Source organism: Basilea psittacipulmonis DSM 24701, assembly GCF_000743945.1.
In the GTDB taxonomy this organism is placed as follows: Bacteria; Pseudomonadota; Gammaproteobacteria; order Burkholderiales; family Burkholderiaceae_B; genus Basilea; species Basilea psittacipulmonis.
In genome coordinates this window covers 1794598-1810674 of sequence record NZ_CP009238.1, presented here as the reverse complement: position 1 = coordinate 1810674, position 16077 = coordinate 1794598, and the positions used below count along the sequence as shown (strand labels likewise).

Sequence of the window (16077 nt, the reverse complement as noted above, 5' to 3'; positions counted from 1 at the left end):
TTTTAGCTATGTCAACCCAGTCGCAATATCCGATCTGGCGTTTGACCGTGCCAGAACATTTATATATCAGTAAATTTATAGAAGCATCCGTACTGGGATCTTTAGTGTTATGCTATTGGTTAGGCATGGGTGCTTTTTTTATTACTACTATTTTCGTGCATTATTTGCTTTGTCGATGCCCATTTTATCGCTGGGTAATCAGTCGCGATTACCATCTTTATGCTTATCATCAAGGAAATTTTAAAAAAGTCATGATCAAACAGTCGTTTTGTTTGGGACCGCTTATTTGGATAAGACATGAAGAAGGGACGAATAGTTTTTGGCGATGGAATTACCAAGCTGATGAATGGCGTTTATTAAGAATAGTGGCTGAATTTGCGATGTACGATGCCCAAAAACGCAAAGAGGAAATAGGGGTATGGGACATATAGATACCGATTTAGAATTAGTCAAAAAAGTCCAATCTGGAGACAACCGCGCCTTTGATCTATTAGTGATTAAGTACCAAAGTCGCGTTAAGAATCTTATTTCACGTTTGATCAAACAGCCTGCTGTGGTAGAAGAGGTGGCCCAAGAGGTTTTTTTCAAAGCTTACCGTTTTATTCCCAATTTTCGAGGCGATAGTAATTTTTATACTTGGCTATATCGAATTGCGGTCAATACAGCCAAGACATGGCTGAAACAACAAAATTTTCAACTTACTTCTGATGTCATTGGACCAGAAGATGAAACTTTTACGGAAGACGAGAGTCATATAGATGAAAGGACACCCGAGTCTGAGCTGATTCATGAAGAATTAGTGGCCGAGATGAATAAGGCGATAGAAGCCTTGCCAGAACATCTGCGTACGGCTTTTTTGCTTAGAACAAGGGATGAATTAAGTTATGAGGATATTGCCGAAGTAACCCAAACGCCCATTGGTACTGTCCGTTCAAGAATATTCAGAGCAAGAGAAAGTATTGCTCAGCATATTCAACATTTGGTTGATTATAAAATTAGGTAAGTCATATGCACATAGAGTTTAAACGTGATGCAGATGCTGAAAAAATATCTGCTTTTATAGATGGTGAAGAGCCAAAGATCAGCTTTGATAAACTCTGTAGTCAAGAAGGTCAAGAGGTTTGGCGAACTTATCTGATGATTGATCAGTTGGTCAAAGACCCGAGTATGAAATGTTTGGATACGCTTGAGTTTGTCGCTAGCGTTCACGATAGAATCGCAAAAGAACCGAAAGCTTTTGTACCGCGTCATGTTTGGTTGAAAAGAGCGGTGGGGGCCTTTGCGACCGCGTTTGTCGTGGGTGGCATTATGTATTTTGCTTGGCCAGAACGTGATAGTTTGAATGATCGTATCGTGGCTAGCACGGAAAGAGCTTCTGATGAGGCGATTAAACGTCAGCAACAAGATTACCAAGAATATCTTAAAGAACACTATCAGGCGGTAGGCAGTAATCCTAACGCATTTGACGGCTAATGGATGGGGTGAAGTAGTATGACAGCAGCAAGATGGCTTGTCTTGGGTTTGGGCATGTTAGGTAGTAGTGTGTTAAGTGCCAATACCATGCCTTTGCCTGATGAGTTATTGGTCATTGGAAAACCAAGTTTTGATACCAAAAACCTCACTGATTTTGAAAAAGTAAATATTAACGCCCTGAATGATGAGTTGGCGAAGTTTTTGATTGGGGTCCAAAAAGCGGCGGAACACACTGATTATAGCGGTGTTTACACATGGCAAAGTGGCCCAAGAGTGACGTCAACTAAAGTCGTTCATATTGTGGATGGTGAGGGTATTAAAGAATATGCCCAAGTTCTAGACGGTCGTAAACGTGAGTTCTTGAGACGTAATGATCAGTTGTACTGCGTGATTACCGATGCCAAAGAACGTACCGCGAAAATCCCGCCCAGACCTAACCAATTTCCTCGTATTTTGGTCTCTGATCCTAAAAACATTAGCAAATATTACCAGATAGAGACAGACCCTAATGCCAAGGATCGTGTGGCAGGGGTGGACTGTGTGTCGTATAACATCAAACCTGTTTTTGAAGATAGAAATTATTTTAATATTTGTGTCGAACCTAAACATCAGTTGTTGTTGAAATTTAAGCGAATGAGTGTGGATGGTAGTATGATTGAACAAGTTATGTTTACAAGCTTGTCGATTAACAAAAACATTCCTAATCGTGATTTAAAAGATGTTTACGATAATGTTCGTCAAGAAAGAATGTCGGTTGAACCGTTGAGTAGTCCTGCACCCGTTACCATCACGACCCAAGTCGGCGAAGACGGCGATGTGCAGATTTCCTTGCCAGTCGCCTTATTACCTAAAGGTCCTCCACCTGATGCAATGGGGCCAGGTACCTCTGCACCACCGCCTGTTGACAAAAAATCAATGCCAAAACCGTTGAGTGATGAACGCAAGAAAGAAATTATTGACAGTTACGGCGATTCGGTCTGGCGTATTAAAGTGCCTGCAGGGTTCTCGATTTTTGAGAATTCACCTAGACCAGGCGGTTCACAACATCTTCTACTATCAGATGGGATGACTACGATTTCGATTTTTATGCAAAAAATCCAATCAAACGAAATCAAGTTGCCACCTAAAGATGAAATGAAAATTGGTGTGTTTAATATTTCTCGCAAACGAGTAGATCAGTATTGGGTGACTGCCGTTGGTGGTGTCTCTAATGAGGTCTTGGAGAAGATTGTAAACAGTGCGAAATATACCCCTGATAGCAGAAAATAAAAGATTTTTAATTTCCCCTTTGAAATCTTTAATCATAGTGAGTTGTATATGAAGAAAAACCCTTTGAAAAAAATCCTTTTATCTAGTGCCATTGCTATGTGCTTTATCGCTCCCACTCCCTCGTGGGCTGATGATGTGGCACCCAGCGTGACCGTTCCTAGTGTTGCTTTGCCCGATTTTACGTCGGTCATTGAGAAAACTGAAAAAGCGGTGGTTAATATTCGCACGACGCGTAAAGTCTCATACAGAGATGGATTCTATAGTTTTGGTGATAATCCCTCGTTCTCGCCTTTTGACGACCCAGATGATTTATTTAACTTTTTCTTTGGGTTTAATGATGATCATTGGGAACGTGGACGTGGCGGTAAGTTGAACAAAAAGCCAGATTCACCGAAAAAAGAACGTAGCGTGCCAAGTGGCGTGGGTTCTGGATTCTTGATTTCAGAAGATGGTTATATCATTACGAATAACCATGTGATTGACGATGCCGATAAAATCACGGTTACCGTAGAAGACAAAGAATATACGGCCAAAGTGATCGGACAAGATGAACGAACAGATATCGCTGTATTAAAAATTGATGGCCAAAAATTCCCATTTTTGAAAATTGGTGATTCAAGTAAGTTGAAAAAAGGACAATGGGTGTTAGCGATTGGTTCACCTTTTGATTTGGACACAACCGCTACAGCAGGTATTGTCAGTGCCATCAATCGTGATGCAGGGGCATACCTACCCTTTATCCAAACAGATGTGGCGATTAACCCAGGTAATTCAGGCGGTCCATTGATCAATATGGCTGGTGAAGTAGTGGGCGTGAACTCCGCGATCATCACACGCAGTGGCGGTTATCAAGGCATTTCTTTATCTATTCCTATCGATGAAGCCATGAAGATTGTTCAACAATTGAAATCTACGGGCAAAGTGAATCGTGGACAGATCGGCGTTCAGATAAGTGATGTCAGCGATAAAGTGGCCAAAGCGATCGGTCTAGAAAAATCTAGAGGTGCCATGGTAGCAAGCGTATTTCCTGATTCTCCAGCCGAAAAAGCAGGGATTAAAAACGGTGATGTGATCATCAAATATGATGGCAAAGACATCACAAAATACTCTGATTTGCCTCGTCTGGTAGGGATGACTAAACCTGGGTCAAAAGTCGCGATAGTGGTTTGGCGTTTAGGCAAAGAAGTGAGCTTGAATATAACCATCGGATCTTCTCAAGATAAAAACGACAAAGTGGCCAAAGGTGAAGACAAGAAACTTGATGTACAGGAAAAACTAGGTTTTTCAGTTTCATCTTTGCCTAAAGATGAGGGCGATACAGGTGTCATCGTGTCTGAAACATCTGAGTTGGCCGCATTGCAAGGCTTACGAAAAGGCGATATTATCTTGGTATTAGGTCAGCAACCGATTAAATCAGTGGATGATGTGGCCAAGTTCGCTAAGAGCTACAAAGGCAAAGAGCTTGCAGTGATGGTCACAAGAGATAAAAACACGTTCTGGTTGATTTTAGATACAGAATAATCATCACCTCACCTAAATAAAAAGGGTTCAGATATTTCTGGACTCTTTTTTATTTATGAAAACACCATGAATACTGAATATTAAATGGTAAAAGCGTTTAAAATTTAAGCCATCAAAAAATAAATATTTTTTAGAAAAATATGCAAGAAAATATTCGTAACTTTTCTATTATTGCCCACATTGATCATGGGAAATCCACTTTGGCGGATCGTTTGATCCAACGATGTGGTGGGTTACAAGATCGTGAGATGAGTGCCCAAGTACTAGATTCTATGGACCTTGAGCGTGAAAGAGGTATCACGATTAAGGCCCAAACCGCTTCTTTGCAATATCAAGCAAAGGATGGCAAGATTTATCATTTGAATTTAATCGATACCCCAGGACATGTGGACTTTTCATATGAGGTTTCGCGTTCCTTGTCGGCTTGTGAGGGAGCTTTATTGGTTGTGGATGCCTCGCAAGGTGTTGAAGCCCAAACGGTTGCTAACTGTTATACGGCGATTGATTTGGGTGTTGAGGTGATTCCTGTATTAAATAAAATGGATTTACCCAGTGCAGATCCTGAAAATGCACGTACCGAGATTGAAGATGTGATTGGAATTGATGCCAGTGAAGCGGTGCATGCCAGTGCTAAAACAGGGATGGGTATTGATGAGATCTTAGAAGATATTGTTCACAAAGTCCCTGCACCCAAGGGTGACCCCGATGCACCGTTGCAAGCCCTTATTATCGACTCATGGTTTGATAATTACGTGGGGGTGGTGATGTTGGTAAGAGTAGTAAATGGCTGCATGAGAGTGAAAGACAAACTACACTTTATGGCAACAGGACGTTCTCACTTATGCGAACAATTAGGGATGTTTACGCCGAAATCTACGCCATGTGACGTATTAAATACGGGCGAGGTAGGTTTTGTGATCACAGGAATCAAAGAGCTTGAATACGCAAAGGTCGGTGATACGATTACGTTAGCAAACCGACAAGCAGCGGAGCCTTTGCCAGGTTTTAGAGAAGTGAAGCCTCAAGTGTTTGCAGGCTTATATCCCGTAGAAAGTAGTGAATACGATCAGTTGCGTGATTCTTTAGAAAAGTTACGTCTAAACGATGCCGCGTTGATGTTTGAACCTGAAGTCTCTCAAGCTTTAGGGTTTGGCTTTAGATGCGGGTTCTTGGGACTATTGCATATGGAGATTGTCCAAGAACGTTTAGAGCGTGAGTTTGATATGGACCTGATTACGACGGCCCCTTCTGTTGTCTATGAAGTGGAAAAGTCGGATGGTACCGTTCAAATGGTGGATAGTCCCTCACGTATGCCAGAAGCGGGACAGATTCGAGATATTCGTGAACCGATTATGCGTGTGACGTTGTTTATGCCTCAAGAATACGTTGGGGCGGTGATGACGTTGTGTAATAACAAACGCGGTATCCAGACAAATATGTCCTATCATGGATTGCAAGTACATTTGACGTATGAAATTCCTTTGTCAGAGATTGTGCTTGATTTCTTTGATAAGTTGAAATCTGTGTCTCGTGGCTATGCATCGATGGATTATGAATTTATCGAGTATCGTTCAGCAGATGTTGTGCGAGTGGATATGTTGATTAACGGTGACAAAGTAGATGCATTGTCTATGATTGTTCACCGCTCAAATGCTCGTTATCGTGGGCGTGAAGTGGCGGCTAAGATGAGAGGACTCATTCCTCGCCAAATGTATGATGTCGCGATTCAAGCAGCGATTGGTGCCGAGATTATTGCCCGTGAAAACGTAAAAGCCTTGCGTAAAAATGTCTTGGCAAAATGTTATGGTGGCGATATTACGCGTAAGAAAAAATTATTAGAGAAGCAAAAAGCGGGTAAAAAACGCATGAAACAAGTCGGTAGCGTAGAGATTCCGCAAGAGGCTTTCTTGGCAATTTTGCAAGTTGAGGATAAGTAATGAGTTGGGTTGATGTACTGTCTATTGTTATTTTCTTTGGAACGATTTTTTGTTTGGTGGTGAGAATCATCGGCTGGAAAAAATGGCGTCATCAAGAAGAAAAAGATCGTCGTGGCATCGTTAATTTTGCTTATGGCTGGACGAGTGTTTTTGTATTCTTGTTTGTATGCCGTTTTATTTTGGCAGAACCTTTCCGTATTCCCTCGGCTTCGATGTTGCCTACACTAGAAGTAGGCGATATGGTGCTAGTCGAGCATTTTAGTTATGGGTTCCGTTTACCCGTATTGAATACAAAAGTGATTCCTGTTAGTTCACCTAAACGTGGGGATGTGATTATTTTTAGATACCCTAAAGATTGGTCAACGATTTTTATCAAACGCGTCATTGGTGAACCAGGAGACACGGTAGCGTATCATAAAAAACAGTTGATTATTAATGGTAAACCTTTGCGTCAAGAGTACTTGGGGCCTTATATTAATCCTGAACAAATGCGTTCAATGGGGAATGTGCCCGCTTACCAATATCGAGAATATTTGGAAGATGGTACTTCTTATTTAACGTTACAGATCCCAGCATTTACCTCTAAATTGCCTGAACACCCTGATTTTCCTTACGCAGAAAATTGTACTTTCTCGGGAAATGATTTTGAATGTAAGGTACCAGAGGGACATTATTTTGTGATGGGAGATGATCGAGATAATAGCGAAGATAGTCGTTTTTGGGGCTTTGTACCCGATAAGAATGTGGCGGGTAAAGCTTACTTTATTATGATGAACTTAAAAGGTAATTTTAAACGAATAGGAACATTTGACTAAGATGAGACTGGATATACTGGAAACAAAATTAGGCTACGAATTCCAGGATAAAGCACTATTAAGACGTGCTTTATCCCATCGTAGTTATGGTGGTAATAATAACGAAAGATTAGAGTTTTTAGGAGACTCCATTTTAAGTTTTGTGATGGCGGATATTTTGTATCAGCTCATGCCTCAACACCCAGAGGGTGATCTAACTCGTGTGCGTTCAACTTTAGTCAGACAAGAAACTTTGGTGAAGATCGCCCATGACTTAGATCTCCCTAATTTTGTGATTTTAGGCGAGGGGGAGCTAAAAAGTGGTGGCTTTAAACGAGCTTCTATTTTAGCTGATACCGTTGAGGCTATTATTGGCGGTGTTTATTTAGATGCAGGTGATGTCTATGTGGCGTATCAGCTGATTAAACGTTTGTTTGACACGTATATCAAATCTGTCGATATGGATCATGTTGGAAAAGACAAGAAGAGTCTGTTACAAGAAATGACACAGACCTTTTTACGAGGAACCTTGCCTAAATACGAGGTGATTCGTAACTATGGAGAACCCCATGATCAGACCTTTGAAGTTTCCTGCAAGATTGATGAATTAAGTATCTACACAGAGGGTAGTGGTTCGTCTAAACGGATTGCAGAACAAGTTGCTGCAGATAAGGCGTATCAAATGGCTAAAGAAATGCTCAAAAATAAAAAACCAAGCAAATCGTTACGAAAAGTGAAGCAGTTAACACTACCTGTATCGGTTGCCCAAAGGGATGAATCATGAAAAAGTGTGGATATATCGCCATGGTAGGGCGACCTAATGTCGGTAAATCGACCTTAACGAACGCCCTAATTGGAAGTAAGATTTCTATCGTTTCTAGAAAAGCACAAACAACGCGTCATCGTATTAACGCAGTGTTAACGGATGATCAGGCTCAGTTTGTATTTGTGGATACGCCAGGTTTCCAAACACGTCATGCAGGTGCCATGAATAAAATGATGAATCGTGTGGTCACCCAGACTTTGTCCGATGTAGATGTTATCGTGCATGTCGTAGAAGCAGGTAAATGGTCAAAAGCGGATGAAGAAGTTAAAGATTTATTGCCGAAACATGCACAAAAACCAGTGATTCTGGTGTTAAGTAAAGTCGATGCATTGAAAGACAAGAATTCATTATTTGCATTTACCACTGACTTATTAGAAAAATATCCCTACGCAGCAGTTGTCCCTGTTAGTGCGGTTAAACAGGTACAGCTTTCCGTTTTATTAGATGAAATACGAAAATTATTACCCGTCTCAGACTTTATGTTTGATGAGGATTCTTTAACCGATCGTTCTGTTCGATTCATCGCATCAGAAATTATTCGTGAAAAGATATTTCGTTTGGTAGGGGATGAGTTGCCATATGCTTGTACCGTGACGATTGAACAGTGGGAAGAAACACCAAAAGGGGTTCGTATTGCGGCGTGTGTGATTGTCGAACGAGAAAGCCACAAGCCGATTTTATTGGGTACAGGTGGTATTCATATGAAACGAATCGCTACTGAAGCCCGACAAGATATTGCCAAACTTTTAGAGATGCCTGTTTATTTGGAAGTATATATAAAGGTTAGAAAAGGATGGTCCGAACGGGAAAGTGCATTACGAGAACTAGGATATGAGTAAAAAGCAACATACGCATGATATTGGTTTTATGCTTCATGCCATTGCTTGGAAAGAACGTTCAGTGATTGCCAATGTATTTACAAAAGAAAGTGGCTTGGTTACCATTGTAGCGAAAGGTGCCAAACAGGCGTATTCTGTTTACCATGATATTCTTCACTCATTTACGCCATTGCATATTAGCTGGAAAGGTACAAGCGAACTACATACGCTATTATCCGTTAAGACGGCTGGATTTATCCCTATCGATACGGCAAATTTGATGTCAGCGTGGTATTGTAATGAGTTGATTTTAAGATTGCTGGCAAAAGAAGATCCGCATGCTAATTTATTTGAGTATTATACGAATACCTTGCAATTGCTAGCTGAGGGCAAGAATAATCAAGCATTGCGTTATTTTGAATGGCATCTGTTGACCGAAATAGGTTATGGCTTTGCGGATAATGAGCCTGATTTTAGTGATGAACATCAGGTATTTTTATGGCGACCTGTTTTGAAAAACCGTTTGGATCAGGTGTTGGAAAATACTTTGCTGAGAACCAAAGAAGTGCAGTTACAAGTTAACCAGATCAAGCGAAGTATTTAGCGTGAGTGGATGTTTTTGACCTGCGTCTGATAAAAAACGACGCAACTCTTATTACTATTTATCTATGTTTGCACAAGAATTAGTGAACTGGCAGAAAGTATTTGGTCGTCATGGTTTGCCTTGGCAAGGTACTCAAGATCCTTATAAAGTGTGGTTGTCAGAAATTATGTTACAGCAAACACAAGTCAGTACCGTCATACCTTACTATGAGCGATTTATCAAAAAATTTCCTCGTGTTCAGTTACTCGCACAAGCAAAAGAGGATGAGGTTTTAAGCCTTTGGGCAGGGCTGGGATACTATGCCAGAGCAAGAAACTTACATCGAGCAGCCCAAGAAGTCGTCAGCAGATTTGGCGGGATATTTCCAGAAAACATTGATGATTTAGTATCCTTGCCAGGTATTGGTTTGTCCACCGCACACGCCATTGCTTCGTTTTGCTTTTCTAAACATACTCCTATTATGGATGGCAATGTCAAAAGGGTATTTGCTCGTTATTACGGCATTAAAGGATATGATCGCCACTTTGAAAAAGTATTGTGGCAACAGGCTTGGGAGAATGTCGATAATCTACCTGATGATTTTGATATGCCAGCTTATACACAAGGGTTGATGGATTTAGGTGCGACCATTTGCACTCGGACCAAACCAAAATGCTTAACTTGTCCGTTTAAAGAAAGTTGTTATGCTCATTTAAATAATCAGCAAACATCGTTACCGACCCCAAAACCCAAGAAAACAGTGCCTTTGAAAGAAGTGTATATGTTGATTGTCGATACGGGGCATTCGGTGTTGTTGGAAAAACGAAAAAGTTCGGGTATATGGGGAGGGTTATGGTCTTTGCCTGAGTTTGAACAAGCATCACAAATGAAAGCCTTTGTACAAGCTAGTTTTTCTGGTGATGCGGTCTTGCAAAAGATGGCAGAATTGACACATAAATTTAGCCATTACACCTTATTAATTCGTCCCTTTTATTTTTCTAATCCTACGGAAAATAGGCTGTCGGAGTCAGTTGCGTATGATTATCTCCAAACTCTCTCAAAAGAGGATAAACCTCATTTTAAATATCTGGATTGGGATGCATTAGAGACGATAGGGTTGCCTAAACCAATTCAAGATTTGTTGTCGTGGCGTGTGAATGATACGCAAGACGTACGTAAATAGGGGCGTATGCCTGAGCTTGAGTGATATTTAATAAAGATTCTTTGGCCAGTTCTAACATGGCAATAAAATGAACGACGACCACGGCAACAGGGGCCCCCTCACGAATCTGATCCATAAATAACTCTGAAAACTCAATGAATTTGACTTGACTGAGTTTTCTTAAAATCTGACTCATATGCTCGCGTACCGATAATTGTTCTCGAGTAATTTGGTGTTTTTTGTTTAACTGAGCACGTTTAATAATCTCTAACCAAGTTTGCTTGAGATCCTCAGCATTCACTTGAGGTAAACGTTCCACCGCTTCCAGATCCATAAAGGCACTGGCTTTCTGATAGTCTCTACCTAATTGGGGTAGTTCGTTTAATTGTTGGGCGGCTAATTTCATTTGCTCGTATTCTAACAAACGGCGAATAATATCAGCTCTAGGATCGTCTTCCTCTTCTTCGCCAACCGTTTTTTCACGTGGCAGTAACATGCGAGCTTTGATATCGATAAGTTGGGCCGCCATCAGTAAGTAATCAGCGGCTAATTCTAAGTTATGCTCGCGAATCTGATAGACATACTTGAGGTATTGATCCGTTACTTCTGCCATGGGGATGGTCAAAATATCGAAACCTTGTTTGCGAATCAGATAAAGCAATAAATCTAGAGGTCCCTCAAAGGCTTCTAAAAAAATTTCTAACGCGTCAGGCGGAATATACAGGTCGTGAGGAATGTTAAATAAAGGTTCGCCATTGATTCGGCCAAAAGCAACGGAATCAACCGTATCGGGGGTGGAATCAGGAACTTTAAATAACTCGTCTTGTACGGAAGACACAAGTAATCCTATTTGTTGTAGTAAACGTAAGGTTTTTGGTTAACCTTAGCTTCTTTAAATTCTTTTTGTTGTTCAGGATCGATTTTTTTGTCCCAAAGACGAGCACGACCAGCTTGCTGTGCTTGTTCGGTTTCAGGATGTGTTTTTTTGAATTCGTTCAGTAATTTTGTCGTTTCGGAAATAAAAGTAGGTTTCATACCATCGCTTCCTTAAAGTTGTCACTTTTTAACCCATAAGTTTAGCTTGAATTGGCTAACTTGTGTAGTAAACTGTAGTTTTCAAGTATTATAGTTGGTGATATAAGAAAGCATATGCCTTAGTTTCAAAAAAGATCGTTGATAAAAAGATCAGAGGTATATCTTGAATTCTATATGATATGGACTAGAGGATGTCTGGTAAAAATTTTTCTTGGCAAAACCCTAAAGTTCGTGCATGGGTGTATCAGATAATAGTGCTGATAGCCGTTGCATTAGGGGTATGGTATTTAGTAGATAACACATTGCATAACTTGAGTTCTAGGCGAATTGCAACAGGATTTGGATTTTTAGACCAAGAGGCAGGATTTGCGATTGGTGAGTCAGTCATTGATTTTCAGCCCTCCGATACTTATCGTAAAGCGATTGTGGTGGGGTTGTTAAATACCATCAAAGTCTCTGTTCTAGGTATTGTGTTATCCACGATTTTTGGGGTTTTATTAGGATTAGCACGATTATCTAAGAATTTTCTTTTGGCAAAATTAGCTTCGATTTATGTAGAAGTGGTCAGGAATATTCCCCTGATTATTCAGCTGTTCTTTTGGTATGTCATTATCATTGAGACCTTACCTTCGATTCGTCAAGCTTGGTCTATTTCAAATGCCATATTTTTATCGAATCGTGGTTTGTATCTCCCTTCTTTATCAGGAGGATCGCTAATTCCAGTATGCGTGGCCTTGGTAATAGCCGTGTTGGCGTGCTGGGTGGTGGCAGGAATATCGAAAAAACACCAAAATAAAACAGGTAAATTATTACCAACGGTTTGGATAAATCTGGTGATATTATGTGCTTTGCCTGTGTTGACTTATTACTTCTCTGGTACGGATTTACATTGGGAATTACCTCATCGTGAACGATTTAATTTCGTCGGTGGATGGGTGGTTACCCCAGAATTAACCGCCTTATTACTAGGTTTAGTGGTTTACACAACAGGCTTGATCGCTGAAATTGTTCGTTCGGGAATCAGTAGTATTGATAAGGGACAGTGGGAAGCTGCTCAGTCTATCGGTTTAAAAACCAGATGGGTGTTGAGATTAGTCATTCTGCCTTTGTCATTGAGAGTGATTATTCCGCCTTTGACTAGCACATATCTTAATTTTGTCAAAAATAGTTCATTGGCCATCGCCGTAGGTTACCCTGATATTGTGGCCGTTGTTAATACGATTATGAACCAAACTGGCCAAGCGATTGAAACCGTGATGATTATTATGGCGACTTATTTAACGGTAAGTTTGGCCATATCGTTATTGATGAATTGGTATAACAAACGTATTGAGTTGGTGGAGCGATAATGTCAGAACCATTTGCTTTTAAACCTGCGAGAAACGCTCCAAAAGAGGCTTCTGGAGTTCGTTATTGGATGCGTCAGCATTTATTTTCTTCGCCTTTAAATATGTTTTTAACGTTCTTATTGGTGTGGTTGTTGCTTTTGGCGATACCTGCTGTATATGAATGGGCGATTGCTAAGGCGACTTGGCAAGCTGCTAATAACGCAGCATGTAAGCAAGGCGGCGCGTGCTGGGCATTTATCTCACACCAATATCGTTTGATTTTATTTGGACTTTATCCTTACGCAGAACAGTGGCGTCCTTTGATAGCAAGCGTGATCTTATTAGCATTGATCGGGTTGAGTGCTTGGCAAAAGGTTTGGTCCTCATTACGACATCTCCTTATTTTGTGGACGGTGGGCTTGTTAATCGTTGGCGTGTTGATGTGGGGCGGTGTATTAGGACTCAGTTATGTGCCTAATGATCTTTGGGGAGGATTGCCTTTGACGCTGATTCTCTCTACGTTTGGCATTATATTTGCATTTCCATTAGGGATAGTATTGGCGTTAGGCAGACGATCAGAAATGCCGATCATCAAGGTACTATCTGTATCGTATATTGAGTTAATTCGAGGTGTGCCACTCATTAGTATGTTGTTTATGGCATCGGTCATGTTGCCATTATTTTTGCCAGAGGGTGTCTCGATAGATAAATTGCTAAGAGCGTTAATTGCAATTGTGATGTTCGCGGCCGCTTATGTGGCAGAAGTGGTACGTGGAGGCTTGCAATCTATTCCTAAAGGTCAGTATGAAGGGGCTGAGTCATTGGGCTTGAGTTATTGGCAAAAAATGCGATTGGTGATTATGCCTCAGGCCTTGGCTGTTGTGATTCCGCCATTAGTGAGTATCTTTATTAGTATTTTTAAAGATACGTCTTTAGTGGTGATTATCGGTGTGTATGATTTGACCCAAGCCACACGGGCTGCTTTGTCTGACCCGAATTGGCAAGGCAGTAGTATTGAGGCTTATATTTTCATCTCAATAATTTATTTTGCATTTTGTTATGTGATGTCAAAGTACTCACAATCACTTGAAAATCGCTTGGATCGTGGACATAAGGCACAAAAGTAAATGGAAAAGTCGATGATAAGTATTAAAAACTTGAATAAGTGGTACGGGAAATTTCATGCATTAAAAGATATTAATCTAGAAGTTTCCCAAGGTGAAAAAATTATTATTTGCGGTCCATCAGGATCAGGCAAATCCACGCTTATTCGTTGTATCAATCACCTAGAAACTCACCAAGAGGGTGAGATTATAGTGGATGGTATTCCATTGGATAATAATCTCAAACACATTGAAAATATCCGTAAAGACGTTGGAATGGTCTTTCAACATTTCAATCTTTTTCCTCATTTAAGTGTGTTAGATAACTTGACCTTGGGTCCTATCTGGGTGTTGAAAAAGAATAAAGCAGAAGCTCAAGCGATCGCCATGAAGTATTTGGAGCGTGTAAAAATCGCTGACCAAGCTCACAAATTTCCTAAACAGTTATCAGGAGGCCAACAACAAAGGGTGGCGATTGCTCGTTCCTTGTGTATGATGCCTAAAATTATGTTATTTGATGAACCTACTTCTGCACTAGATCCCGAAATGGTCAAAGAAGTTCTAGATGTGATGGAAGATTTAGCGAAAGAAGGCATGACGATGTTGTGCGTGACGCATGAAATGGGCTTTGCTAGAAGTGTGGCTGATCGCGTGATCTTTATGGATAGAGGGGAGATTATTGAACAGAACACGCCTGATGAGTTTTTTGAACGCCCTCAAAACGAACGTACGAAATTATTCTTGAGTCAGATTTTATAAAAATGAACTATATTAAACTTTATTATAAATGTCTGGGAGGCTTGTTTTTAGCCTTATTGATTACCTCGATACTGGCTCTGATAATCGTGAATACGAGTAATCCGCAGATGGCTGTGCCTGTCGATCAATGGATATTATATTTATTACAAACGATGTTTAAAAGTGCGGCGATATTATTTATATTGGCTTTTGTGGGCGTAGGGATCATGATGTATTTGCCTTTTCCCGCATGGATATTGGGGGCAGTGACCTTATCGATCATGACGTTATTATCGACCGTTGGCAGTTCTAATTGGAAAGATTATCTTTTTATCAATAGTGTTTTTGTGTTGTTTGAAATACTATTGGTAGGATGGTTTACTCGCAGAGATCCTTTGAAAAAATTTAAATAAGGTGACTACATGAAACACTTACTTTCAGTTGATCAATTATCTTTATCAGATGTTCATGAATTATTGACGTTAGCGAAAAATTTAGAACCGATTGCTAAACGACAAAAGGTGACGCGTGTATTGGAGGGGGCTGTGATGGCAGCCTTATTTTTTGAAGCCAGTACACGTACCCGAGTCAGTTTTAATGCCGCGTTTTGTCGATTAGGCGGATCGGTCTCCAGTACAACGGGTTTTACATTTTCATCGATGGCAAAGGGCGAGACGATTTATGATACCAGTCGCGTGATAAGCGGTTATGTGGATGCGATGGTGATTCGTCATCCCGAAAAAGGGTCTGTAGCACAGTTTGCTCAAGTGACCAATATTCCTGTTATTAACGCTGGAGATGGTCCGGGAGAACATCCTACGCAAGCTTTATTGGATACTTATACGATTGAAAAAGAATTTTCACGTTTGGGCAAAATGATCGATGGTTGTCATATCGTGTTTTTTGGTGACCTTAAATATGGTAGAACCGTACACAGTTTGACGAAGTTGTTATCTTTGTACCAAAAGATTAAATTTACCTTTGTGTCGCCTCCTGCTTTGTCAATTCCGCCAGAATACATCGAGTTGTTAAAAGAAAGAGGTCATGAAGTAGCGGTGGCCCATCATCCCAAAGATGTGCTCGGTAAGATCGATGTGATTTATGCAACGCGTATTCAAAAAGAACGTTTGACAGGAGAGTCTTTGGATGAAGTCATCCCTGAATACCAAATTAATCTTGAATTAGTTAATTTAATTGCTTCGCCTGACACGATTATCATGCACCCATTACCTCGTGATAGTGCCCCTGGAACCAACGATCTTAGTACCGATCTGAATGCAGATGAACGATTGGCTATTTTTAGACAAACGGATAATGGTATTCCTGTTCGTATGGCGATTTTTGCAAAATTATTGGGTGTTGAAAAAGAAGTGTTTAAAGACTTACGTGAACCCAAGTGGAAAACGCCTCATCAGATTAGTGATATGGATGCAGCCTTTTATACATTAGATTAATGCTTGAATGGCGTTATATTTGTATGGCTGATAATA

General features: G+C 40.5%; 17 protein-coding genes and 1 pseudogene. 16 read left to right on the top strand and 2 right to left on the bottom strand.

What is annotated here, in order from left to right; all coding sequences use genetic code 11:
* The first annotated feature begins 8 nt into the window (after positions 1 to 8).
* The 11 genes from IX83_RS07740 (at position 9) to mutY (ending at position 10404) form a co-directional block, all read left to right on the top strand.
* Entirely contained in the window at positions 9 to 431 is a 423-nt protein-coding gene (locus tag IX83_RS07740) for a hypothetical protein (protein ID WP_038501063.1), read from the top strand.
* Entirely contained in the window at positions 419 to 1003 is a 585-nt protein-coding gene (locus tag IX83_RS07735; RefSeq protein WP_038501060.1) for a sigma-70 family RNA polymerase sigma factor, read from the top strand. The genes IX83_RS07740 and IX83_RS07735 overlap by 13 nt, the downstream gene beginning before the upstream one ends.
* 5 nt (positions 1004 to 1008) lie before the next feature.
* A complete protein-coding gene (locus IX83_RS07730) occupies positions 1009 to 1473 on the top strand; it encodes an RseA family anti-sigma factor (RefSeq protein ID WP_038501057.1) in 465 nt (154 codons plus the stop codon).
* A gap of 18 nt (positions 1474 to 1491) precedes the next feature.
* Positions 1492 to 2742: a MucB/RseB C-terminal domain-containing protein gene (locus tag IX83_RS07725; RefSeq protein WP_038501054.1), complete on the top strand. Its 1251-nt coding sequence runs from the start codon at positions 1492 to 1494 to the stop codon at positions 2740 to 2742.
* Between the two features lie 48 nt (positions 2743 to 2790).
* Positions 2791 to 4263 carry a Do family serine endopeptidase gene (locus IX83_RS07720; RefSeq protein WP_038501051.1) on the top strand — a complete coding sequence of 491 codons (1473 nt, stop codon included), beginning with the start codon at positions 2791 to 2793 and terminating at the stop codon, positions 4261 to 4263.
* A gap of 140 nt (positions 4264 to 4403) precedes the next feature.
* A complete protein-coding gene (gene lepA / locus IX83_RS07715; protein WP_038501048.1) occupies positions 4404 to 6200 on the top strand; it encodes a translation elongation factor 4 in 1797 nt (598 codons plus the stop codon).
* Positions 6200 to 7015, top strand: a complete 816-nt coding sequence (gene lepB, locus IX83_RS07710; protein ID WP_038501045.1) for a signal peptidase I — start codon at positions 6200 to 6202, stop codon at positions 7013 to 7015. The genes lepA and lepB overlap by 1 nt, the downstream gene beginning before the upstream one ends.
* A gap of 1 nt (position 7016) precedes the next feature.
* Positions 7017 to 7778, top strand: coding sequence for a ribonuclease III (gene rnc / locus IX83_RS07705; protein ID WP_038501042.1), 762 nt, complete (start codon positions 7017 to 7019; stop codon positions 7776 to 7778).
* Positions 7775 to 8659 carry a GTPase Era gene (gene era / locus IX83_RS07700; RefSeq protein WP_038501040.1) on the top strand — a complete coding sequence of 295 codons (885 nt, stop codon included), beginning with the start codon at positions 7775 to 7777 and terminating at the stop codon, positions 8657 to 8659. Before rnc ends, era begins: the two co-directional genes overlap by 4 nt.
* On the top strand, positions 8652 to 9242 hold the full coding sequence (gene recO / locus IX83_RS07695; protein ID WP_038501037.1) for a DNA repair protein RecO: 591 nt from the start codon (positions 8652 to 8654) through the stop codon (positions 9240 to 9242). Before era ends, recO begins: the two co-directional genes overlap by 8 nt.
* Before the next feature lie 64 nt (positions 9243 to 9306).
* Positions 9307 to 10404: an A/G-specific adenine glycosylase gene (gene mutY, locus IX83_RS07690; protein ID WP_038501034.1), complete on the top strand. Its 1098-nt coding sequence runs from the start codon at positions 9307 to 9309 to the stop codon at positions 10402 to 10404.
* Here mutY and IX83_RS07685 read toward each other — a convergent pair.
* Positions 10343 to 11221: a segregation and condensation protein A gene (locus tag IX83_RS07685; RefSeq protein WP_236620608.1), complete on the bottom strand. Its 879-nt coding sequence runs from the start codon at positions 11219 to 11221 to the stop codon at positions 10343 to 10345. The genes mutY and IX83_RS07685 overlap by 62 nt on opposite strands.
* An 8-nt stretch (positions 11222 to 11229) precedes the next feature.
* Positions 11230 to 11418, bottom strand: coding sequence for a DUF3460 family protein (locus tag IX83_RS07680; protein WP_038501028.1), 189 nt, complete (start codon positions 11416 to 11418; stop codon positions 11230 to 11232).
* Positions 11419 to 11609: 191 nt separating this feature from the next.
* On the opposite strand from IX83_RS07680, the gene IX83_RS07675 reads away from it, so the two are divergent.
* The 5 genes and pseudogenes from IX83_RS07675 to pyrB all read left to right on the top strand — a co-directional run.
* Entirely contained in the window at positions 11610 to 12767 is a 1158-nt protein-coding gene (locus IX83_RS07675) for an amino acid ABC transporter permease (RefSeq protein WP_038501025.1), read from the top strand.
* Positions 12767 to 13873: an amino acid ABC transporter permease gene (locus IX83_RS07670; RefSeq protein ID WP_038501022.1), complete on the top strand. Its 1107-nt coding sequence runs from the start codon at positions 12767 to 12769 to the stop codon at positions 13871 to 13873. Before IX83_RS07675 ends, IX83_RS07670 begins: the two co-directional genes overlap by 1 nt.
* A gap of 12 nt (positions 13874 to 13885) precedes the next feature.
* Positions 13886 to 14608 (top strand): amino acid ABC transporter ATP-binding protein, encoded by a 723-nt coding sequence (locus IX83_RS07665; protein ID WP_174407401.1) that lies wholly within the window; start codon positions 13886 to 13888, stop codon positions 14606 to 14608.
* Positions 14609 to 14610: 2 nt separating this feature from the next.
* The gene (locus IX83_RS07660) at positions 14611 to 15000 is read left to right on the top strand and encodes a hypothetical protein (protein WP_038501017.1); all 390 of its coding nucleotides are present in this window, start codon (positions 14611 to 14613) and stop codon (positions 14998 to 15000) included.
* Positions 15001 to 15018: 18 nt separating this feature from the next.
* Positions 15019 to 16041, top strand: a pseudogene (gene pyrB, locus IX83_RS07655) (aspartate carbamoyltransferase); the annotation flags it as partial.
* Between the last annotated feature and the right edge of the window lie 36 nt (positions 16042 to 16077).